Annotated in this window: 21 protein-coding genes; 1 reads left to right on the top strand and 20 read right to left on the bottom strand. The window is 70.8% G+C overall.

The genetic code is table 11. The features are described 5' to 3' along the window. Window positions 1–5: 5 nt before the first annotated feature. From GA0070564_RS09855 to GA0070564_RS09835, 5 genes are all read right to left on the bottom strand, one after another. Window positions 6–1,115, bottom strand: coding sequence for an ABC transporter ATP-binding protein (locus tag GA0070564_RS09855; protein WP_091606141.1), 1,110 nt, complete (start codon window positions 1,113–1,115; stop codon window positions 6–8). Window positions 1,116–1,145: 30 nt separating this feature from the next. Then, window positions 1,146–2,225 (bottom strand): ABC transporter ATP-binding protein, encoded by a 1,080-nt coding sequence (locus GA0070564_RS09850; protein ID WP_091606138.1) that lies wholly within the window; start codon window positions 2,223–2,225, stop codon window positions 1,146–1,148. Between the two features lie 11 nt (window positions 2,226–2,236). Continuing rightward, window positions 2,237–3,238, bottom strand: a complete 1,002-nt coding sequence (locus tag GA0070564_RS09845) for an ABC transporter permease (RefSeq protein ID WP_091606135.1) — start codon at window positions 3,236–3,238, stop codon at window positions 2,237–2,239. 104 nt (window positions 3,239–3,342) lie between these two features. After that, window positions 3,343–5,109 carry an ABC transporter substrate-binding protein gene (locus tag GA0070564_RS09840; RefSeq protein WP_245669889.1) on the bottom strand — a complete coding sequence of 589 codons (1,767 nt, stop codon included), beginning with the start codon at window positions 5,107–5,109 and terminating at the stop codon, window positions 3,343–3,345. Window positions 5,110–5,184: 75 nt separating this feature from the next. Beyond that, complete coding sequence (locus tag GA0070564_RS09835; protein ID WP_091606129.1) at window positions 5,185–6,153, bottom strand: ABC transporter permease; 969 nt, start codon at window positions 6,151–6,153, stop codon at window positions 5,185–5,187. A gap of 428 nt (window positions 6,154–6,581) precedes the next feature. On the opposite strand from GA0070564_RS09835, the gene GA0070564_RS09830 reads away from it, so the two are divergent. Further along, the gene (locus GA0070564_RS09830; protein WP_245669888.1) at window positions 6,582–7,880 is read left to right on the top strand and encodes a cation:proton antiporter; all 1,299 of its coding nucleotides are present in this window, start codon (window positions 6,582–6,584) and stop codon (window positions 7,878–7,880) included. Here GA0070564_RS09830 and GA0070564_RS09825 read toward each other — a convergent pair. From GA0070564_RS09825 to GA0070564_RS09755, 15 genes are all read right to left on the bottom strand, one after another. Next, window positions 7,862–9,160, bottom strand: coding sequence for an ArsB/NhaD family transporter (locus tag GA0070564_RS09825; RefSeq protein ID WP_091606126.1), 1,299 nt, complete (start codon window positions 9,158–9,160; stop codon window positions 7,862–7,864). The genes GA0070564_RS09830 and GA0070564_RS09825 overlap by 19 nt on opposite strands. Further along, entirely contained in the window at window positions 9,157–9,606 is a 450-nt protein-coding gene (locus GA0070564_RS09820) for a CBS domain-containing protein (RefSeq protein ID WP_091607086.1), read from the bottom strand. The genes GA0070564_RS09825 and GA0070564_RS09820 overlap by 4 nt, the downstream gene beginning before the upstream one ends. 71 nt (window positions 9,607–9,677) lie before the next feature. Next, window positions 9,678–10,448, bottom strand: coding sequence for a dimethylargininase (ddaH, locus tag GA0070564_RS09815; protein ID WP_091606121.1), 771 nt, complete (start codon window positions 10,446–10,448; stop codon window positions 9,678–9,680). A 107-nt stretch (window positions 10,449–10,555) separates the two neighbouring features. After that, window positions 10,556–10,969, bottom strand: coding sequence for a hypothetical protein (locus GA0070564_RS09810; protein WP_141714735.1), 414 nt, complete (start codon window positions 10,967–10,969; stop codon window positions 10,556–10,558). A gap of 106 nt (window positions 10,970–11,075) precedes the next feature. Next, window positions 11,076–11,306, bottom strand: a complete 231-nt coding sequence (locus GA0070564_RS09805; protein ID WP_091606114.1) for a hypothetical protein — start codon at window positions 11,304–11,306, stop codon at window positions 11,076–11,078. A gap of 4 nt (window positions 11,307–11,310) precedes the next feature. After that, window positions 11,311–11,799 (bottom strand): hypothetical protein, encoded by a 489-nt coding sequence (locus GA0070564_RS09800; RefSeq protein ID WP_141714734.1) that lies wholly within the window; start codon window positions 11,797–11,799, stop codon window positions 11,311–11,313. 79 nt (window positions 11,800–11,878) lie between these two features. Next, complete coding sequence (locus GA0070564_RS09795) at window positions 11,879–12,352, bottom strand: hypothetical protein (RefSeq protein WP_091606108.1); 474 nt, start codon at window positions 12,350–12,352, stop codon at window positions 11,879–11,881. A 4-nt stretch (window positions 12,353–12,356) separates the two neighbouring features. Beyond that, window positions 12,357–13,670, bottom strand: coding sequence for a WXG100-like domain-containing protein (locus GA0070564_RS29815; RefSeq protein WP_245669887.1), 1,314 nt, complete (start codon window positions 13,668–13,670; stop codon window positions 12,357–12,359). Continuing rightward, window positions 13,667–13,987, bottom strand: coding sequence for a type VII secretion target (locus GA0070564_RS09785; RefSeq protein WP_091606104.1), 321 nt, complete (start codon window positions 13,985–13,987; stop codon window positions 13,667–13,669). The genes GA0070564_RS29815 and GA0070564_RS09785 overlap by 4 nt, the downstream gene beginning before the upstream one ends. Then, window positions 13,974–14,360, bottom strand: a complete 387-nt coding sequence (locus GA0070564_RS09780) for a YbaB/EbfC family nucleoid-associated protein (RefSeq protein WP_091606101.1) — start codon at window positions 14,358–14,360, stop codon at window positions 13,974–13,976. Before GA0070564_RS09780 ends, GA0070564_RS09785 begins: the two co-directional genes overlap by 14 nt. Before the next feature lie 97 nt (window positions 14,361–14,457). Beyond that, a complete protein-coding gene (locus GA0070564_RS09775) occupies window positions 14,458–16,446 on the bottom strand; it encodes a hypothetical protein (protein ID WP_091606098.1) in 1,989 nt (662 codons plus the stop codon). Continuing rightward, entirely contained in the window at window positions 16,443–17,603 is a 1,161-nt protein-coding gene (locus GA0070564_RS09770) for a 5'-methylthioadenosine/S-adenosylhomocysteine nucleosidase family protein (protein WP_091606094.1), read from the bottom strand. The genes GA0070564_RS09775 and GA0070564_RS09770 overlap by 4 nt, the downstream gene beginning before the upstream one ends. Further along, on the bottom strand, window positions 17,600–18,328 hold the full coding sequence (locus tag GA0070564_RS09765) for an NUDIX hydrolase (protein ID WP_091606091.1): 729 nt from the start codon (window positions 18,326–18,328) through the stop codon (window positions 17,600–17,602). Before GA0070564_RS09765 ends, GA0070564_RS09770 begins: the two co-directional genes overlap by 4 nt. 122 nt (window positions 18,329–18,450) lie before the next feature. Continuing rightward, a complete protein-coding gene (locus GA0070564_RS09760) occupies window positions 18,451–18,855 on the bottom strand; it encodes a hypothetical protein (protein WP_091606088.1) in 405 nt (134 codons plus the stop codon). Beyond that, window positions 18,852–21,323, bottom strand: a complete 2,472-nt coding sequence (locus GA0070564_RS09755) for an AAA family ATPase (RefSeq protein ID WP_091606085.1) — start codon at window positions 21,321–21,323, stop codon at window positions 18,852–18,854. The genes GA0070564_RS09760 and GA0070564_RS09755 overlap by 4 nt, the downstream gene beginning before the upstream one ends. Window positions 21,324–21,361 lie beyond the last annotated feature (38 nt).

Here is a 21,361-nt window from a genome sequence, read left to right as displayed (position 1 = left end):
CGGGGTCAGGCCGGCGTCGTGGTCGCGGGTGCGACGTCTGCGGCGGCCAGGTGCGCGGCGATCCGCCCCCGCGGGGTGCGCTCGGCGTCCTCGACGGGGAAGTGGCACGCCACCAGGTGGCCACCGGCCAGCTCCCGCAGCGCGGGCGTCTCCCGCTCGCAGCGCTCCCGCGCCTTCCAGCAGCGGGTGCGGAACCGGCATCCCGACGGCGGGTCGACCGGGCTGGGCACGTCCCCGGTGAGCAGGATCCGCTCCCGTTGGGCCCGGTCGCGCCGGTCGGGGTCGGGCACCGGCACGGCCGAGAGCAGGGCCAGCGTGTACGGGTGCAGCGGCGTCGCGTAGAGCGCGTCGCGCGGCGCCACCTCGACGACCTTGCCGAGGTACATCACCGCCACCCGGTCACAGATGTGCTTGACCACCGACAGGTCGTGCGCGATGAACACGTAGGTCAGTCCCAGTTCCCGCTGCAGGTCGTCGAGGAGGTTGACCACCTGCGCCTGGATGGAGACGTCCAGCGCCGAGACCGGTTCGTCGGCGACGATCAGCTTCGGCCGCAGCGCGAGCGCCCGGGCGATGCCGATCCGCTGGCGCTGACCGCCGGAGAACTCGTGCGGGTAGCGGTTGTAGTGCTCGGGGCTGAGTCCGACCAGCTCCAGCAGCTCCTGCACGGCACGCTTGACGCCGTGCGGGGTCGGGATGTCCTGCACCCGCAACGGCGCGCCGACGATGGTGCCGACGGTGTGCCGGGGGTTCAACGACGAGTAGGGATCCTGGAAGATCATCTGGATCTCGCGGCGCAGCGGACGCATCCGGCGTACGGAGAGGTCGGTGATGTCCCGGCCGTCGAAGACGATGCTGCCGCCGGTCGGCCTGAGCAGCCGGCTGATCAGCCGCCCGGTGGTCGACTTGCCGCAGCCGGACTCGCCGACCAGACCGAGGGTCTCGCCGGTGGCCACGGTGAGGTCGACGCCGTCCACCGCCCGCACCGCCCCGACGGTGCGGCGGATGAACGCCCCCCGGGTGATCGGGAAGTGTTTCTCCAGGCCGGTCACCCGCAGCAGCTCGTCGGTCCCGGGGCGGGCGGTGGTGCGATCGGGTGAGGTGTGCGTGGACACGGCTGCTCCTCCTGCTGAGACGGGCCCGGCCTACAGCGCCGGGGCGATGTCCTCGGCGAACGTGCGACGGCGCTCGGTCGGCGGGAGATGACAGGCCACGCCGTGGTCGCTGCCCTGGGCGAGGTCGGGCACCTCGGTGCGGCACGGGATGCCGTCGCGGCCCTGATGGGGGCAGCGCGGATGGAAGGCGCAGCCGGTGGGCAGGTTGATCAGGCTCGGTGGGCTGCCCTTGATCGGGACGAGTCGGTCCCGGGCCGCCCGGTCCACCCGCGGCATCGAGCCGAGCAGACCCCAGGTGTACGGGTGCTCGGGCCGGCGGAACAGGGTCTGCGCCGAGCCTTCCTCGACGCAGCGGCCCGCGTACATCACCAGGATGTCGTCGGCCAGCTCGGCCACGACGCCGAGGTCGTGGGTGATGATCAGCACCGCGGAGCGGTACTCGTCCTGGAGGTCGCGGATGAGGTCGAGGATCTGCGCCTGCACGGTGACGTCCAGCGCGGTGGTCGGCTCGTCGGCGATGAGCAGGTCCGGGTCGTTGGCCAGCGCCATCGCGATCATCGCGCGCTGGCGCATGCCGCCGGAGAACTGGTGCGGGTGGTCGTCGACCCGCCGGGCGGGCTGCGGGATGCCGACCCGGCCGAGCAGGTCGACGGCCCGCCGGCGGGCCACCGCCCGGGACACCCGGTGGTGCACCCGGTACGCCTCGACGATCTGCGCGCCGACGGTGAAGTACGGGTGCATCGCGGTCAACGGGTCCTGGAAGATCATCGCCATTTTCCGGCCGCGCAGCCGGCGGACCCGTTCCGGCGGTGCGGAGACCAGTTCCTCGCCGTCGAGCCACACCTCGCCGCTGATCCGGGTGTGCCCGCGCCGGTGCAGCCCGAGGATCCCGAGGCTGGTGACGCTCTTGCCGGAGCCGGACTCGCCGACGATGCCGAGGGTGCGACCGCGTTCCAGAGTGAACGAGACGCCGTCGACCGCCTTGACCACGCCGTCGTCGGTGGGGAAGTGGACGCGCAGGTCCCGGACGTCGAGGAAGGCGCTCGGCTGCGGGAGGCGGCCCGGTTGCGCCAGCGGGCCGGTGGTGGTGGGGGAGTTCGTGGTGGCCATGTCCGTCCCTTTCAGCCCAGCCGTACCCGTGGGTCGATCACGGCGTAGAGCAGGTCGACGATGAAGTTCGCCAGCACGATGAACAGCGCGCCGAACAGCGTGACGCCCAGGACGACCGGCAGGTCCTTGGTGTTCACCGCGTCGATGGACAGTCGTCCGATGCCGGGCAGGCCGAACACCGACTCGGTGAGGATCGCGCCACCGAGCAGGCCTCCGATGTCCAGGCCGAAGATGGTGACCAGCGGGGTGAGCACCGAACGCATCACGTGTTTGCCGATGACGGTCCGCTCGCGCAGCCCCTTGGCCCGCGCGGTGCGGATGTAGTCCTCGCCGACCGTCTCCAGCATCTGCGCCCGGGTGAGTCGGGCGTACGCGGCGGCGTAGAGCAGGGCCAGCGTCACCCAGCCCAGCAGCAGCTTGGCCGCCCAGCCGGCCGGGTCGTCGGCGAGGTTGACGTACTCGCCGCCGGGCAGCCAGTGCAGGGTGTGCACGAAGACGAGTTGGGCGAGCAGGCCGGTGAAGTAGACCGGCAGCGATACGCCGGCCAGCGCCAGCACCATCATCGTCCGGTCCAGGGGGCCGCCCCGGCGCAGCGCCGAGACGACCCCGGCGAGCACCCCACCGGCCAGCCAGAGGACGGCGGCGCCGACGGCGAGCGAGACGGTCACCGGCAGCCGGTCGAGCAGCAGGGGCCAGACCGGGCGGTCGTTGCGGAACGAGTAGCCGAAGCAGGGTGCGGCGCAGTGCGTCCGGTTCGGACCGTCGTCGAGGTCGCGGCCGGCCACCAGTCCCTTGGCGAATCTCGCGTACTGCACGGTCACCGGCTGGTCCAGGCCGAGCTTGCGGGCGGTGGCCGCCACGTCCGCCGGGGTGGCCTGCTTGCCCACGTACAGCTCGGCGGGGTTGGTGCCGGCCAGCTTCGGCACCATGAAGAAGACACCGAAGGTGACCATGGAGATGATGATCATGAGTACGGCCGACGTCAACACGCGGCGGATGATGTAGTGGGTCATGTCGTCGGCCCACCGCCGGCCGGTGCCACGGGACTTCCCGTGACCTCGGCCGGCGGAGCGACCTTCACCTGCCTTCCGCTACTCGCAGGGACACCCCGGCCGGGTCACTTGCCGTCGCTGACGCCGAGCGACCCGAAGTCCCACTCACCGAAGTACGAGTAGACGTAGACGTTGGTCAGCCGCGGGTTGCGGTAGTTCAGCGCCTTGTCGTACACGAAGGGCAGTTGGGTGGCGGTGTCCATCACCTTGGCGTTGATCTGTCCCCAGAGCTCGGCGGCCTTCTTCGGGTCCGACTCGCCGGTGGCCCGGTCGATCAGGGTGTTGATCTCCGGGTCGTTGAGCTCGGCGTAGTTGTTGTTGCCGCTGGGCTGGATCAGCCGGCCGTCGACGAGGACCTGGAGGAATCCGGTGCCGGTCGGGAAGTCCGCGCCCCAACCGGCGGTCATGATGCCGTAGCCCTTCTTGTGCACGTTGTCCGGCGACCCGATGGTCGAGCGGAAGTACAGCGACGCGTCGGACTGGTCGATGGTTGCCTTGATGCCGACCTGGGCGAGGGACTGTTGCAGCGCCTCGGCGGTCTTGGGCTCCTTGCCCTTGTTGCGGACGGCGATCTTCGTCTCGAAGCCGTTCGGCCTGCCACAGGCCGCCAGCTCCTGCTTGGCCTTGTCGACCTGTGGCTTGCCCTGCTTGCTGCCGAACGGGTCGAGGTTGGGGTCGTGCCCGGCGATGTTCGGCGGCAGCATGTTGACGGCGATGTCACCGCCGGCGTCGGCGCCGCCCCGGGCGGTCTGCAGCGCGGTCTTGTCCGCGGCGTACTGCACGGCCCGGCGGCAGTGGATGTTGTCGAACGGCGCCACCTTCGTGCTGATGGTGAAGTAGCGGATGAAGCCGGTCACCGGCTCGTCGGCCTGCTTCTTCAGGTTCTTGTCGAGCAGGATCTTCGCCTGGGCGGCCTGCTGCACGCCGGTCTGCGCGAAGTCGAGGTCGAGCGTGCCGTCGAGCAGCTGCTTGTCCAGCTCGTCGGGTTGCATCTGGAGGGTGACCTCGACGCGGTCGGGCAGCGCCCTGCGGACCTGGTCGGTGGCCCGGTCCCAGTGCGGGTTGCGCACCATGGTGATCTTCTTGCCCGGGTCCACCGTGGAGAACATGTACGGGCCCGTCGAGATCGGGTGCTCGGTGTACTTGGCGCCGGTGTCCTTGGCGCGCGGCACCGCCCCCGGCGCCATCGGCAGCAGGTAGAGGAAGTCGGCGAACGGCTTGGCCAGCTTGAACACGATCGTCCGGTCGTCCGGCGTCTGCACCGACCGCAGGCCGAGCTTCTCCGGGTCCGGGTCCTTGTACGGGCCGGGGTAGTTCTGGCCCTGGTCGAGCTGGTCGATCAGGTAGGTCGGGCCGCCGGAGAGCACGTCCTGGGCGAAGGTCCGCTCGATGGCGTACTTGACGTCCTTGGACGTGACCGGGGTCCCGTCCTCGAACGCGATGCCGTTGCGCAGGGTGAACGTGTAGGTCAGCTTGTCCGGGCTGATCTGCGGCATCGCCTGGGCCAGGTCGGGCACCAGCCGCAGACCGTCCGGGCCCGGCTTCGAGTCCGGGGTCAGCAGGGTGCGGTTGTAGAACGACCGCATGAAGTTCTGGCCGGACGCGTAGTAGATCCGGGTCGGGTCGAGGGAGTCCGGGTCGGAGCTGTAGCCGAAGCGCAGGGTGCCGCCCTGCTTGTCCGACGGGCGCACGGTGCCCTTCGTGCCGGCGTTGAACTCGGCCGGAGCCTTCGAGTCGGTGCCTTTGGAGTCGGAGCCGCCGTCACCGCAGGCGGTCAGGCCCAGGGCGAGTGCGAGGGTGGTGCCCAGCAACAGGCCTTTTCTCGATTTCACTGGTTCCTCCTGGTGGCGAGCTTGTGGCGAGCCGTCCGGGGATGCCCGGGCGAGGAGAGCGGGTGGTGGGACCGGTCAGCGGTTGGCCTTCGGGTCGAGCGCGTCGCGCAGACCGTCGCCGAAGAGGTTGAACGCCAGCACGGTGACGAAGATGGCCATGCCCGGCACGACCATGTACGTCGGGTCGTACTCGTAGTACTGGACTGCATCGGAGAGCAGCCGGCCCCAGGACGGGGTGGGCGGCGGGACACCGACGCCGAGGAAGGACAGTGCGGCCTCGAACAGGATGTTGGTCGGGATGATCAGCGTGGCGTAGACCAGGATCGGCGCGGCCAGGTTGGGCAGCAGTTCCTTGACGATGATGCGGACGTTGCCGGCCCCGATGCTGCGGGCCGATTCGACGAACTCCCGCTCCCGCAGCGACAGGGTCTGCCCGCGGACGATGCGTCCGATGTAGGGCCAGCTGAAGCCCCCGATCACCACGATCATGACGGCCGTCCGGAACGCCCGGGTCGGGGGCAGCACCGAGATCAGCGCGATCGCGAAGAGGATCAGCGGAAACGCCAGGATCAGGTCCATGAATCGGCTGAACAGCGAGTCGAGCCAGCCGCCGAAGAACCCGGCGCTGACGCCCACGACGATGCCGATGACCACCGCCAGCACGGTCGCGGCGAAGGCGATCAGCAGGGACGTCTGCGCGCCGTAGAGGATCTGGCTGAACAGATCCCGGCCGGTGACCGGCTGCACGCCGAGCAGGAATTCCGAGCTGATTCCGCCCCACGTGCCCACCGGTGGAATTCCACCGAGGTTCGGGTCGATGCGGTCCTGGTGGTACTCGTTCACCGGATGACCGAACACCCTGTTGATCAGCGGCGCGAGGGCCGCCACCAGGATCAGCAGCAGCACGGTGATCCCGCCGTCCAGTGCCACCCGGTCCCGCCTGAGTCGGGCCCAGGCGATCCGGCCCAGGGAGCGGCCCTCGACGGCGGCGGGTTCGTCCGCGGACGGCGTCTCGGTCGATGGGGTAACCGGTCCGACGGTCATGGCGACGCCTTTCTGGGGACCCTGAGGACAGTTTTCGGCAGCGTTGCTCCGCACTGCGAAGAAGAGGTCTTCGTCATGCGAACGAGAGAATTCGGCTCGCCGGAATTGGCCGGCTCTATTGATTCGACAATGGGCCCGTGGGAAGTGGCCGTCAATGCTGAACGGTCGCTGTGACCAAATAACAGTCCTGCCCGTAACCGTCGCGTGACGCGTGCTCGGCCGTTCGGCGGCCCTGGTTGCTGATGTAACGGGTATGCGATCGGCGCGCCTCGCACGAACGGACGAATCGGTCGCGGTCGCGACGGCCCTTTTTCGCTCGCCTCCGGCCGCCCGGCGACGGCCCGGCGCGGCCGTTAGGATCATCGCGATCCGTGGAGCGCCGGGAAGTCTGGTCGGCAGCCGATGAACCGTGCCCTCCGGAGGCCCCCGTGCTGCTGCTCTGCTTCGCCGTCGTCCTGCTCGCCGCCGTGCTCGTGTCGGCGCTGGCCAACCGGACGATCCTCTCCACCGCCGCGTTGTTCCTGCTGGCCGGATTCCTGCTCGGCGAGGACACCACCGGGGTCCTGCACCTTGAGGCCGACACCCCGATCGTGGCGCAGCTGGCCGAGTTGGCGTTGTTCGCGGTGCTCTTCACCGACGGCATGCGGGTCGGCTGGCCGGACCTGCGCAGCGCCTGGCGGCTACCCGGCCGGGCGCTCGGCTGGGGGCTGCCGCTGACCCTGCTGGTCACCGCGGTGCTGGCGCACTACGTCGCCGGGCTGGACTGGCCGGAGGCGCTGCTGATCGGCGCGATCCTCGCCCCCACCGACCCGGTCTTCGCCGCCGCGCTGGTCGGCAACGACAAGGTGCCCGCCCGGCTGCGGCACCTGCTCAACGTCGAGTCCGGGGTCAACGACGGCCTGGCCCTGCCGTTCGTGGTGGTGCTGCTTGCCGTGGCGGCCGGCTCCGACGACCTGCACCTGGGCGAGCTGGCCACCGAGCTGGCCGTGGGGTTGGCCATCGGCGTGCTGGTGCCGCTGGCGGCGATCGCGCTGGAACGGACCCGCTGGTTCGCCGCCTCGGCCGCGTACGCGCCGCTCAACGGGGTGGCGATCGGGCTGCTGGTGCTGGCGCTGGGCAAGGTCACCCACGGCAACCTGTTCCTGGCCGCGTTCGCCGCCGGCATCACCGTGGCCACCTTCGGCCCCCGCGAGCGGGCCGCGTTCGAGCACTTCGGGGAGAACGTCGCCGAGCTGCTCAAGCTGGCCGCGCTGCTGGTGTTCGGGGCGCTGATCTCGGTCGAGTTCCTCGGTGAGATCTCCTGGACCGGTTGGGTCTTCGCCGTGCTGGCGATCGTGGTGGCCCGACCGGTCGCCCTCTGGATCTCCTTCCTGCGCTCTGGGCTGAGCATGCGCGAGCAGGCCGCCGCCATGTGGTTCGGCCCGAAGGGCTTCGCCTCCGTGGTCTACGGGCTGCTGGTGCTGGAGTCCGGGATCGTCGGCGCGGACGAGGTGTTCCACCTGGTGGCGCTGACCATCGTCCTGTCGATCCTGGCGCACTCCTCCACCGACGTGGTCGTGGCCCGGGCCTTCGACGAGAGCCGCGAGGTGCCCAACTGGCACGGCGCGCTGCACCGGATCCGGCGGGCCGCGCGCTCCGGGGCGCTGCCGGGGCAGCGCACCGGGCGGGACCGGGCCGCCGCGCCCACCGGCGACGACGCCGGTGACGGTCAGGCCAGCGCGAAGTAGCGCAACCACAGGTACGGCACGGCCAGCCCGACGGTGACCACGGTGACCACCAGGCCGTACTTCGTGAACCGCCAGAAGCTGATCGGCTGCCCGGCCCGCTCGGCCAGCCCCAGCACCACCACGTTGGCCGACGCGCCGACGGCGGTGGCGTTGCCGCCCAGGTCGGCGCCGAGCGCCAGCGCCCACCACAGCACGTGCGACTGGCTGGTGTCGCCCTGGGCCCGGACCATCTCGGCGACCACCGGGCTCATCGTGGCGACGTACGGGATGTTGTCGACGATCGCCGACAGCGCGGCCGACCCCCACAGCAGCACCATCGACGCCGGCAGCAGCCGATCGTCGGCGGCCTCGATCGCCGCCCGGGAGATCTGCTCGACGACGCCGGTGTTCACCAGCGCGCCGACCATGATGAACAGCCCGGCGAAGAAGACCAGGGTCGGCCACTCGACGTCCCGGGCGACCTCCCCGGCGTCGAGCCGGGACAGCGCGAGCAGCAGCAGGCCGCCGAGCAGGGCCACCACCGCCGGCTCCAGGTGCAGCGTGGTGTGCAGGACGAACGCCGCGGTGACCGCCGCCAGGACGGCCAACCCGAGCACCAGCAGCCGCCGGTCCCGGATCGCGTCCGCCTCGCGCAGCGCCGCGATCTGCTCGGCCCGCGCCGGGTCGTACCGGAACGCCGAACGGAACAGCACCCGGCACAACCCGAGGAAGACCACCAGCAGCAGCGCGATGAACGGGGCGAGGTGCACCAGGAAGTCGTTGTAACTCAGCCCGCCCCGGCTGCCGATGATGATGTTCGGCGGGTCACCCACCAGGGTCGACGTGCCGCCGATGTTCGACGCCATCGCCTCGGCGATCAGGAACGGCACCGCCGGCACCCCGAGGCGCTCACAGACCAGGAACGTCACCGGCGCGATCAGCAGCACCGTGGTCACGTTGTCCAACGCGGCCGAGGCCACCGCCGTGATCAGCACCAGGATCACCATCACCCGGAACGGCCGGCCGCGAGCCCGCTTCGACGCCCACACCGCCACGTACTCGAAGGCGCCGGTGCGTTTCAGCACGGCGACGATCAGCATCATGCCGACCAGCAGGAAGACGACGTTCCAGTCGATGCCGGCCTCTTCGGAGAAGAACGCGTGCCCGGTGTCGGTGGCGCCGATCAGGAACATCACCGCCGCGCCGCCGAGCGCGGCGGCCACCCGGTGGACCTTCTCGGTGGCGATCAGGACGTACGAGACGGTGAAGACCGCGACGGCGGCCCAGGCTGCGGCGCTCACGCGGTGCCCAGCATCCGGTCGAGCAGCGCGTCCAGGGTGATCCCGCCGATCATCGGCCCGCCCCGGGTGGCGACCGCGACCAGCGGGATGCGCTTCTGCGCCATCACCGCGGCCACCTCCAGCACGGTGGCCTGAGGCTCCACCACCGGCGGCTCGACCCGCTCGTGGGGGAGCAGGTCGGCCACCGTCCGCCCCTCGGCGCCGCGCAGGAAGACATCCGCCGACGGCTCGTCGATCATCCGGGCCAGCGTCGGATCCTCCCGGCAGTAGCCGGGGATGACCAGGCGCAGCACCTGCGTACCGCCCAGGACGGTCACCGGCCGTCCGGCGTCGTCGACCACGATCAACCCGGGCAGGTTGTTGGCGGCCAGCAGCCGGGCCGCCGCCAGCACCGGGTCGGTCCGGGAGATGGTGGGGAAGGGCACCGCAAGGTCTCGGGCTCGCACCGGCACTCCTGCACGCATGGTCGGGATGGTGCCGCACGCCGGCACCCACCGACCACCCTAGGCGGCAGGGCTCAGGCGCGAGGGATGAGCACGCTCAGGCAGGTCACGCAGCCTTCCAGCTTCTCGTACTCGCTGATGTCGACCACGACCGGCGTGAAGCCCAGGTCGGCCACGAGCGCCGCGGTCCGCGGCGCCGACGCCGCCAACAAAACACGATCACCACCCAGGGGTACGACGTGACAGCCGGCCTCCTCGTCGACCGTGCGCACCGGCCGGCGCAGCGCGTCCGCGTCGAACAGGTCGGGCAGCGCGAGCAGGGTGCCGTCCGGCAGGGCCGTCACGGCCGACTTGAGGTGCAGCACCGCGCGCAGCGGGACCGGCACCACCGTGCGCCCGCGGGACGCCAGGTGGGCGGCGAGCTGGGCCACGCCCTCGTCGTTGGTGCGGCCACCACGACCCACGTACACCGTGTCGCCGACCTGGAGCACGTCGCCGCCGTCCAGCGTTCCCGGCGCCTCGATCCGGACGACGTCGAGCCCGGCCTCGCGGACGGCCTTTTCCGTGGCGGCGATCTCCGGGCGGCGCTCCGGCGCGCCCGGCCGGGTGACCACCGCCAGGCCGTCGCAGACCACGACGGTGTCCTCGACGAACACCGCGTCGGGGCACTGGTCGGCCGGGTCCACCTCGCGCACCTGCCAACCGGCGTCGGCGAGCGCCGTACGGTACGCCTCGTGCTGCTGGCGGGCTCGGGTGAGGTCCACGTCGGTGCGTTCGATGTGGGTGACCAGTCCGTCGGCCAGTCGGTGGCCGGGGCGGCGGACCAGGGCGATGCCTCGCGTCATCGGGACAGTCTGCCGGGCGGGCCGGACGGGCTCAAGGGGGCGGGCACCCGGCCGGGCGGTTCAGCAGAACACCGGCTTCCGCCCGGTGGGGCCTGAGTAGGTGGAAGTCAGGGAGAAGGAGCCGGCGGGCGGTGATAGCCCAGGATGCGCATCGCCTCTCGGCTGAGACGCCGGAGTTCCTCGATTCGAAGCTCCGGAACCCGATAACCGTTGGCCCGCACGGCGTCGAGGAACTCCTGGGGAAGTCTCACCTGGTAGCTGGCCAGATAGAAGCTCAGGTCGTCGCGCCACAGCCACTGACCGTCGGTCATGATCGACGCCCCACCGACGAGATATCTGTCGCTGCCGAGCACGTCCCGCTCGGCGCCCATGACGTCGATGAGTGTGTGGCCCTCACGGAGGTACTGGATCACGTGAGCCGCGTCCGGCAGAGGACCAACGCCGAGGTGAACCTGAATGCTCTCCGCATAGATCTCAGTCTGGCCCGGCCCAAGCTCGCGGAAGAAGCCCACGGTATCCATCAGAGCTCCCTCGATCGCAAAGTGAAAGTCGCCAGACGCCTTCGGGTGCGACAGCGGGCGACTCGGGCTCCCGACCACTGCGCGGCACCTACTCGCTTCCTCGTATCTAGCTGGCGAAAGAGATCTGCAAGGGGTAATCACCGCCGGACTGCCATGACCTGAAGATCTTCGCAGTGATGGCGCTAGCGGCCGAGTCGAAGACGCCATCCTCGACACTCGCGCCGAGGGTGTGCCGATCGATTCGAAGGATGCGGTCGAAAGCATGGTCGAAGCCGAACTCGTACCGCACCTGGTCCGCATCGGACTCGATGCGTCGTGCAGCCACCAGCATCCCCATCTCCTCAGTTCCTCTCCTCCGTTGCCCCCGCTCCGGCGAGTCGCTCCGCGTAACGCTGCCAAGCGAGCCAGTCGGGCATGTCCGGCGTCGTGCCTGGCGGAAACCACGTAAGGCCAAGGGCTGGATCCCACGCGGCGACCAGGATGTCGAGTCCCGCCACCAGAGCCACGGGCCAAATCGCGGCCGATGCGAGCTCACCGAATGCCGTCCTCGCCTCCTCGATCTGGACGCCGCGCTTCCGGCCGGTGAAGCCGAAGTCCCACAAGACCTCGTAGCCGTTCAGTAGCGACATGTCCTCGCCGGTGGCGGTCAGATCGGCCAGATGGTTCTCGGCGACCTCACCGCCCACCTTCGCGTCGCCGTCGGTCTGGGCGGGACGGCTGAGGTAGGTGCCACCGTCGTCTCCGCTGAGAATCTCCATGTCCAAGGCGAGAGCGATCTGCGTCGCGACCTTGCGTGGAGATGCGGCGCTGTGGACGAAGATGTGCTCCAAGACCGACACGTTGCCACCTAGACTCGTCCGAGAACACCCAAGGTGTGATTGAACCTGCGACGTTGAACCCGCGATGGGATCAGGCGAGAGGGGGCTGACGAAAGGGGCGCCACAGCTCCTGATGTTTACTGTCGGGAGTCGTGCCATCCTGCAACTCGTGGTACCCGGACGCGGCATCCCAAGCGGCGATGAGTAGATCGAGCCCACGCAGCAGAACGCCCGCCCAGGGACCTGCGCCCGCCAACTGCCGCGACAGTCGCCGGGCCTCATCGAGCTGTAGATCCGGATCCCTTCTGGTGTAACCGATATCCCAGACGATGTTGTAACCATCGATCACCGAAATCTCATCTGGATCTTCGAATGGGTAGGCGTAGTAGTTCCTATAGATCTGACCCCCAACGGTGCCCCCACGACCGTCCGCCGCCGGCCGGCTGAGAAAGACATCCTCCTTGGCGTCCCGGCTGACCTCGAGGCCAAGCAGCACGGCGACTTCGTTGGCGGTCTCGATTAGGCCGAGATCACTGCGCAAGAAGATGTGCTCAAAGGTCGACATGCCCTCACCCTGATTGGTCGGGGAAGCTGATGATGCGGTTGTCACCGAGGATAATCCGCACCCTTCCTGGCATCTGCTGCTGATGCGCCCGTGCCTGCCCGAGTGCACGCGCGTAGCCGCGTCGGGCATCCTCCTCGGTCAGACCGACACCTCGCCCGTCCAGGACAGCCGTGCCGTCGGCGCCTGCCTGCTCTCCGGCCTCGACGATGTTGCGTCGAACGGATGTGCTGCCGCTGCTGACCAGTGTCTTGAACTCGGTGACGACTCCGGCGTCGGCCGGGTCTACGCGCACCATGGCGTCGGGGTTCTTCTGCTTGTGCACGTCATCGACACGCTCCCGTGGGTGGACCATGCTGCCCTCTTCTCCCAGCCGGTCTGCGATCACCCGCTCCTTGGGCTCGAATAGTCCCCCAGGGTCGCTGACGCCTGGGCGGAAGTCACCGTGCAGCGGACCGTGATGCAGTCCGGGATCGAAGTCGGGGGATCCGGGGGTGGGCTCACGAGGTTTCATGCCGCGGCGGCCCGGTGGCTCGCCGCCTCTCCCACTGCCTCGTCCAGGTGACTGGAGCCGCTCCAAGGTGCGTTTGAGTTTCTCGATCAGCTCAGCGATCCGCCGCATCTGCGGCAGCAACCGTCGCAGGCTCGCCAACAACCCGCGCAGCAACCGCGCGATCCGAGCCGCCCACGACGCCACCAAGGTGGTGACCTGCTCCACCACGAGCGGCGTGGCCAGTCCGGCCGTGGCGACCAGCTCGCCCGCGTACACGATGAGGCGGGAGACGCAGGTGGCGATGGCGTCGCGGACCAGCAGCCGGACGGCGGCGACCAGGCCGGCGGCGCCCTCGGTGATCGCGGCCATCGCCTCCGCGCCGGCCGCCAGGCCGGTCACGGCCTGCTGCTGCTCACCGGACCAGGTCCGGTAGGAGGCGCCGGCCGCGCCGCCCCAGCCGGCGACGTCGGCACGCACCGCCCGAGCCAGCTCCGCGGCCTCGTCCCGCAGGGCCACGGCGGTGTTGCGCCAGGTCTGCGCGTACGCGGTGATCTGCGCCGGGTCGCCGGCGAGCCAGTCCAGGGCCTCGCTGAGCGGCTTGACGTGCTCGATCAGCCAGGCGACGCCGTACTGCAGCAGCGCGCCGACTGGGTCGGAGACGAAGGCCAGGGCGTCGAGGCCGGCGCTGACCACGCCGAGGCTGCCGTCGATCCAGCTCCCATTGCGGACGCCCTTGGCGATGAGCTCGATGTCCTCGACGATCCACACGCCGGCCCAGGCGCTCGGCGAAGTGTCCGTGGCGGTGGCGACCAACGGGTTGGCGGTCACCGCCGCTGCCGTACCCGGTCGAGCTGTTGCTGAGCGCGGGTGTCGGCGGCGCGGTAGCCGTCGGCGGCGGTGCGGAGCCGGCCGGCGGTGTCGCGCACCGACCCGGCGGCGGTGCCGATCCCGTCGACCAGGACTGCGTGCAGGCCGTCGAGGAGCGCGGGCATGAACGCGCAGAGCTGGCCGTACGCGTCGGCGCCGAGCCGGACGTGCTGGCCGGCCTGCCAGGCGGTGTCGATCTGGTCGGCGCTGCGGTCGAGGCGGGCGGCGTGGCGGGTCAGGTCGGCCGGGTCGACCTGGATGCCGTCACCGCCGGGCATCGGGGTCCAGCCGGTGCCGGTACGACGCGACGATGGCCTGGCCGGTGGGGTCGTCGGCTCCGAGGAGGCTGGTGGCGGCCTCGGTGACCTGCCGCAGCAGGTCGGCGTGCGCGGCGCGGGTGGCCTGCATGATCTGCTTGGCGGTGTGGGCGGCGGAGTGTTGCCGGGTGCGTTCGTCCAGCCGCAGGTCCACCAGGGCACCGGAGGCGTCGACGGTGACCTCGACCGTCCGGTCGGCGTTCGTGGCGGTGCCGGTCAGGGCCTGCACCCGGGCCGACAGCTGCCGGGAGCGGTTCGCGCGGTCGGCGAAGCCGGCCTCCCAGTCGTCGAGCCGGCGTGCCGCCGCGTCGAGCGCGGCCTCGTCCGCCCACACGGGACCCTCCCCAGGGACATCGATGCGTGCGTCGCGACGTTACCAACCGGTGGCGCTGCGTGTCTGTCCCGTTGCACTGCACGTGGCTACCGGGCGTTCAATCGATCAGGTCGCGCGTCGTCTTCGACAGCTTGGCGAGCCTGGCATCGGCGCGGCGTCGACGGTGCTTGACCCACTCCTTCCCCTCGGCCGCGACTCCTTCGAGCACGTGCAGGGTGTGCGGAAGCCCCGAGGCGTCCAGGGACAGCTCGGTGACCTTGGTAGGATCGTCGGTGTGCGGCTCCGACTCGGAGTCTGGATCGCTCACCCGGACCGAGAGTGGCTCACCGTTGACGAGGGTCAGTTCGAAGGTCTGCCGTTGGGTCGCGATTCCGTCGATTCGGACGGCAGCCACGGCGTCGAAGCGGTAGTTGAGCCGCTGTGTGGTCTGGTCCGTGACGGCCTTGAAGTCGAGGTCGATGTCGACCTGCCGGACGCCGTCGTCGGTGAGCAGGAACAGCAGCAACTGGTAGCGGCTGTATCGCCAGGGGCCGCGGTGGTAGCGGGCCTTCTTGCAGGAGCTGGCCGGCGCCTCGATGAAGGCGTGGGCGATCACGTGGCTGGGGCGCAGCCGGTACTGCTGGATGGCCCGATCGACCAGGACCTTCCGGTCGCCCTCCAGCCAGGCGGCCATCTCGGTGTCGGTGGGCTTGTCGGCCAGCTTTCGCTGCCACCGACGGTAGGCCGCCCAACGGGCCATCTCCTCGACGAACCGCTCGGCCTCGTCGGCGGTCACCCGCCGGCGCTCCGCGACGATCCGGAACGTCGATCGCGCTGCCGGCACGGCGGACGCCACCGCGAGCAGGAGCCATCCGCCGCCGGAGATGGGCGAGGATGCCAACGCTGCGGGTACGGCATAGAAGCTTCCGACGGCCACCAGGGCCAGGCCGCCGATCTGCAGCACGATGGACCTGCCTGGGACCCGCAGTTCCTGACGGTACGCCGTCAAGGTGTCCTGCTCCCATCGCTGTTTGACGTCGCCGACCAGGTGCCGGACGAGCCACGCGATCCGCTCCGCCGGGATGCGCTGCTCGCGGTAGAGCTCGACCATCTCGTCGCGGAGCTGTCGCCGGATTCCCGCCGTCTGGGCGATCCAGTACGCCCGGTCGGTCCCTCGCGGCACGTAGCGGCGGAAGTAGCGGTTGAACAGGCGGTCGACCTTGCCGGCGAATCCGCTCGCCGGGGCTTCGGAGCGACGTTGACGGGGCGCGAGCAGTTCGGCATCCTTCGCCCGCCGCCGCTCCCTTCGAAAGTGCCGGTCAGCTGCGCCGGCCCAGAAGGCGGCCAGGCCGCCCAGGGCAGCGAGCAGGCCGAGGACGGGATCGAGATCGCCTCGGGAGCCAACCAGCTCGGCCAGCTTGACGACCGCGAGCGTGAAGAGGGATGCGCTCGTGCCGGCGAGCAACCATTCGCGCAGGGCGACGGTGGCGGGCCGCACGGCGCGCACGCGCGGCCGAGCGGGCTCAGGGTGGAAGAACTTCCAGACCCGGTCCCTCCGGTGGTGCGCCGTCCGCTGCGCCACCGCCAGGGCGACGGACCGGTGCCACATCTCGTCCTGCACCGTTCCCTCGAGCAGTGCCTCGAGGTGGCCGTAGATCAGCTCCCGCTGCCGCCGGCCCAGCACGTCGATGTGCTTGATCACAAGATCGGGCTCTGTGGCCTTGGTCGGGGTCAGCAGGCGGATGATCGCCTTCACTCCGGCCGCCCACTCGTCACGGTCGTCGAGGTGCGGCAGGCCGGTGCAGATGGCTTCGAGACGATCCAGGTCCTCCGTGCTGAGCTGGCGTAGGGTGCGACCGCTCAGGAGGGCGAGCAGCCGATAGAACTGCACCTCCGTGGTCACGTGACCTTCGGCGACCGCACCCTCGATCAGGCTGAGCGCCTCGTCCCGAACCCGGTTGTCCAGATAATTCACCCCAGCACGGAACCGCCTTTCGGGACTCGCGTCGGGCGGCACCTCGTAGAAGTTGACGTTGTGCACGACGCCGGCCTGCACGTCGACGTGAGCGTTTCCCTCGGCGATATTGGTGTTGGTCGGGATGGTCACGACATCCCCCTCACCACTGCGATGATCGTCGCCAGCCGTGCCGCGAGTTCCGCCACGTCGGCGACCAGGCCACGCAGCCGCTTGAGTGCGACGAGTAGGCCACCCTTCTTCTCGGGCTCGCTCGCGGCCAGGCACTCCGTTGCCGCGTCCAGCTCGGACTCGGCCGCGGCGTAGGTCTCCCCGTCCAACTGCCCGTCGAGGTGGGCCTGCTTGAGATGCCTGCGCAGGTCGGCGATGCTCGTGGCCAGGTCGACCGGCTGATGCGGGTCGACACCGACGGTGACGTCCCCGTAGATCTGGCCGGCCTGGACCCCGACGCGGGCGTTCCCGGTGGCGATGTTGCGGTTGGTCATCCGCATCGGTTCACTCCCGTTCCGGCGCTGGGCGCCTGCCTGCCCCGTCGGGCCCTCGGTGATCAGTTCCTGTGCCAGCGCGGTGGCGAACGCGGCGGCGTGCCGGGCGGCCTTCGGCTGCCAGTTCCGGCCGTCGCTGGCCGCCTTGGTGCCGTCGGCGCGGTCGCTGATGCCGCGTACGACCACCACCGGGAGCGCGCGGTTGAGGTGGCCGGCCTGGGCCACGCCCGCGGCCTCCATCTCGATGGCTACGGCGTCGTTGTAGTGCTGCCGGATCCAGCGGGCCTGCCCGGAGATCGCCGAGTCGTGCACGACCTCACCCGCGGCGATCGGACCGAAGTGGACGGCCGGTTCGTCATCGGCCGGGAGTCCTTCGCGCCAGGTGTTGCTGCGGTCGACGTGCTGGGCGATCTGGTCCGCCTCGTGCGGGATCTCCCACGCCTTCGGTCGGGCCTTCAGGCCGTCGTCCTCGCTGGTGCCGCCGTGGTAGGCGTAGATCTTGCTGGCGACGACGACGTCGCCCAGGCGGATGTTGGGCCAGAGGCCACCGGCCACTCCGACGAACAGCACGGCTGCGGGTGAGAACTCGGCCATCGCCCGTTCGGCGAGCACCGCGGCGGGATGGTTGCCCTTGCCCACCAGGGCCAGCGCGACCCGGCAGGTGCTCTGGCCGATCCGGCCGACCTCGAAGCGGGTACCGGCCGAGTGTCGGTGCACGCGCAGGTCGGACAACCGTTCGCGGACGGCTTCGTACTCGAGGTTCAGGGCCGTGAGGATCACGACGAGATCCTTGTTCGTGCTCACGTCTTCTCCTTGCCTGTCGGGCCTTGCGGTCTGGTCATCGGCGGGTGCAGCGTGGTGTGCGGACCGGGCTTGAAGAGTCGGGCGGGCCGCCCGCCGTCGGTCCTGCGGGTCGGGCCGGCGGGGACGATGAAGCCGTCCACGCTCTGGACCTTGCGGTAGAAGTTGCGCGGGTCGAGCCGCACGCCCCACACCGCTTCGTAGACCTCCTGCAGCTCGACGATGGTGAAGGTCGGGCCGCAGAAGGCGGTGGCAAGTGCGGAGCGTTCCAACTTCTCGCGGGCCCGGTCCACGCCGTCGGCGAGGATCTGCCGGTGGTCGAAGGCGAGCGGTGCCGCGTCGGACAGCGCATGGGCCACCGGGGTCCACTTCGCGTCCGCCGCGTCGGTGCCGGCCACCGGCTCGGGCAGTCGGGGAGTGACGGCCAGGTAGGCCACCGAGACGACCCGTCCCCGGGGATCACGGCCCGGCGTGCCGTAGACGCCGAGCTGTTCGAGGTGCAACTCCTCCGGCCCGAGGCCCGCCTCCTCGTCGAGTTCGCGATGGGCGGCTGTCAGCAGGTCTTCCTGGTCGTGGTTGAGGAAGCCGCCCGGTAGGGCGAGGGAGCCCCGGTAGGGGGCCACGCCGCGCTCGATCAGCAGGACCTGGAGCTGGGATTCGCGCAACGTGAGGATGACGAGGTCCACCGCGAGAAGAACGGTTGGCGGGACCCAGCAATCGTCGTTCATGAATACACCCTAGGCTTATTGTCACTGTGACAAGAAGGGCGGACGGTGTCGGGTTTCAGCACTTCGTTTAATGTCAGCCGAAGCCGACCGGCGGCAGGCGCCGACTCCGAGCTGAGCACGGGTCACGGCGCGGATGCCCGTCGTCCGGCGAGTTCGGTGAGCAGGTCAGCCACCTCGGTGTGCAGCCGGCGCAGCTCCGCTGCCGTCGGCGCCAGCTCATAGCAGTGGTGGTGGGTGGCGGTGGAGAGCGTCGCCCACGCGTACCCGATCCGACGGGCGACCGCCGCGCCCGGTCCCAGCCGCCCGCGCAGCATGAGCTGCTTGGCGCGATTCTGCTGACACGCCGCGACGTCGGGGCGGACCCGCTGCCAGTAGCCGTCGACGCCGCCCTCCAGGGCGAGCCGGATCAGGCAGGCGCACACGCGGGGCCACCACCCGGCCGTTACCGCCGCCGCGCCGAACCGGCCAGCACCGCGCAGCAACCGGTCGGCCGCCGACAGGCAGCGGTCGGCCGTCGGCGCGGTCACGCGAGCACCCCCACCAGCCGGCGGGCGTCGGCGACCAGGCCGGGCAGGTCTGCCAGGTGCGCGCCGTGCACACCCTGGCGGCACTCCTGGTACGCCCGCACCGCCCACCTGCCGTGCCGACCCAACCAGCCGAGCACGTCGCCGCCGCGCTCCGCGTCGTCGAAGACGGCCAGCGCCACGATCGTGGTCAACCGGCGGGACGCCTCGACGATGGCCGCCTCGATGTCGTCGTGCCGTACTCCCCGGGCCACCCGAGCCCGCCAGATCCGCTGGTGGCAGGCCGCCTCGATGGCCGCGCGGCACAACTCCGCAACCACCGGCCCGCGTACCTCCGCCGGCACGTCGCCGGTACGGGCCAGCGCGCCGGCGTCCTCCAGGTGACGGGTGACCGGGTCGGAAGCGGGCCGCAGCGTCACCACCGAGCGCTCCGCCCGGTGCACCTCCACCATCCGAGCCCGACCGAGGTCCAGCCGCCGCACCGCGTCGGGCAACCGGCTGTCGTGGGTGAAGACCAGCACCTGCCGTTCCTCGGCCAGCTCGGCGAGCACCTGGGCGAGCCCGTCCACCTTCGACGGATCCATGCTCTGCACCGGATCGTCGACCACGATGAACCGGAACGGACTCTCCGGTGCGCAACTGCGCGGCAGGAACGTTGCCAGCCCGAGGGCGTGCATCTCACCCTGGCTCATCACCCCCAGCGCGGTGCCGTTGTCGGCGCCGTCCACGCTGACCGGGAAGACCACCCGCCGCCGGGTGTTCGCCCCCGCCAGGCTCATCGCACCCAGCTCGACGTTGCTCTCCTGCCGCAGCCGCTCCCAGATCCGCTGCGAGCGCGCCGCGAACGGCCGCAGCCGCTCGTCCCGCACCACCGCACCGGTCCGCGACAACCAGGCCCGCGCCGCCTTCACCCGGGCGAGCGTCGCCTCCCGCGCCGCCAGGCCGCCCGCCGCGGTCAGCCAGCCCCGCAGGTCGGCCGCCGCCGCCCGCCAGCCGGTGTCGCGCTGCCGCAGGAAACCCTCGGCGTACGCGCGCGCCGCGCCGGCCGCCACCACCACCGACGGGTACCTCTCGGCCAGGTGGTCGGCCAGTTCTGCCGGCCCTCCGGGCACGCGTCGCAGCGCCGCCACCGCCTCGGTGAGCGGCCCGACCATCTCGGCCAGCTCGCCGTCCCCGCCGTCGACGGCCCGCTCGGGTGCCTCGGGCGGGAACGCGATGTCATCGATCAGGTGGTGGGCCTGGCGCATCAGCGCGGTGAGCCGGGAGGCGGCATTCTGCGCCGCCACGCTGCGCTGCCGCAGCTCCGCCAGCGACGCCTCCGCCTCCGTACGCCAACCGCCGTCCAGGCTTCCCTTCCGGCACACCGGGCATGGCCGGTCACCGCCCTCGTGGTGTTCTTCCAGAGCGAGACGCAGCAGCTCCGCGGAGCGCAACGCCGCCCGGGACCGTCCGCCGTCGTACCGGACCGTCTCGGCCACGGCGGAACGGAGCTGCGCTACCAGCCGGAGCACGTCGTCCGTGCCCGGCAGGGCGAGGTCGGCGAGCTCCCGGCAACGCCGGACCGCCTCGTCGGCGGTCGCCTCGTCCGGCTCGGCGAGGATCGCGGCCAGCGCCACCAGATCCGCCGCACCTCGTCGGCGCAACAGCACGGCGGCCCGCCGCGCCCGGTCGTCGGCCACCCCTTCCAGCGTGGCTGCCAGGACCGTCCGCTGCGCCCGTACCTCCTTGACGGCCGCCTCGTGGGGTCGGGCGGCCCGTAGCAGACGCCGGTCGGCCTCGCTGATCGCGTCCAGGCCGAGGATCGCGAAGAGCGCGTCGAAGAGCTGGCTCTGCGTGCCCGCCGTGAGCCGGCCCAGCTCGGCGGCGGTGAGGAACGGCCGGTACAGCTCCAGCGGGTGGGCCAGGCCGAGCTCGTCGAGGCCCGCGTGCCGGCCCCGGTCACTGGTGACCGTGACCTGCGCGTCGGGCAGTTCGGCGCCGGCCGGCCAGGCCCGCGCCACCCGGGTCGGCGTGGCCACCCCGTCGATCAGCAGTTCCACGGCGATGCGGCACGGCTCCGGGGCGTGCAGATTGCGCCAGCCGGCCCGCCACACGCTGCTCTTCTCCGCCCATCGGGCGCTGTCGCCGGTGAGCGCCAGCTCGATCGCCTCGGCGAAGCTGGACTTGCCGGAGCCGTTGCGGCCCACCACCAGGGTCAGACCCGGGCCGGGCGGCACGTCGAAGGTGCGTTCCTCGCCGACCCCGCGGAATCCGGCGACGGTCACCGACCGCAACCAGATCTGCCCGGTCGGGTCGCCGCCGGTGGGGGAGCGCGGATCCAGCCGGGTCGGCGAGCCGGCGAGGGCGGCGGCCAGATCCTCGTCGCCGGCGAGGGCGGCGAGGACGAGGTCGGCGACGTCGGCCGGTACGGCGTCGTCGTCGGCGAGTTGGTCGAAGACCAGTTCCATCAAGGGCTGCGCGGTGTCCGTCATGGTTGTCTCCCTTCGGTCGGGTCCAGTGGGTTCGGGGG

It is taken from the genome of Micromonospora mirobrigensis, assembly GCF_900091555.1.
Classification (GTDB): Bacteria; Actinomycetota; Actinomycetes; order Mycobacteriales; family Micromonosporaceae; genus Micromonospora; species Micromonospora mirobrigensis.
This window is presented reverse-complemented; position numbering and strand designations above follow the sequence as displayed.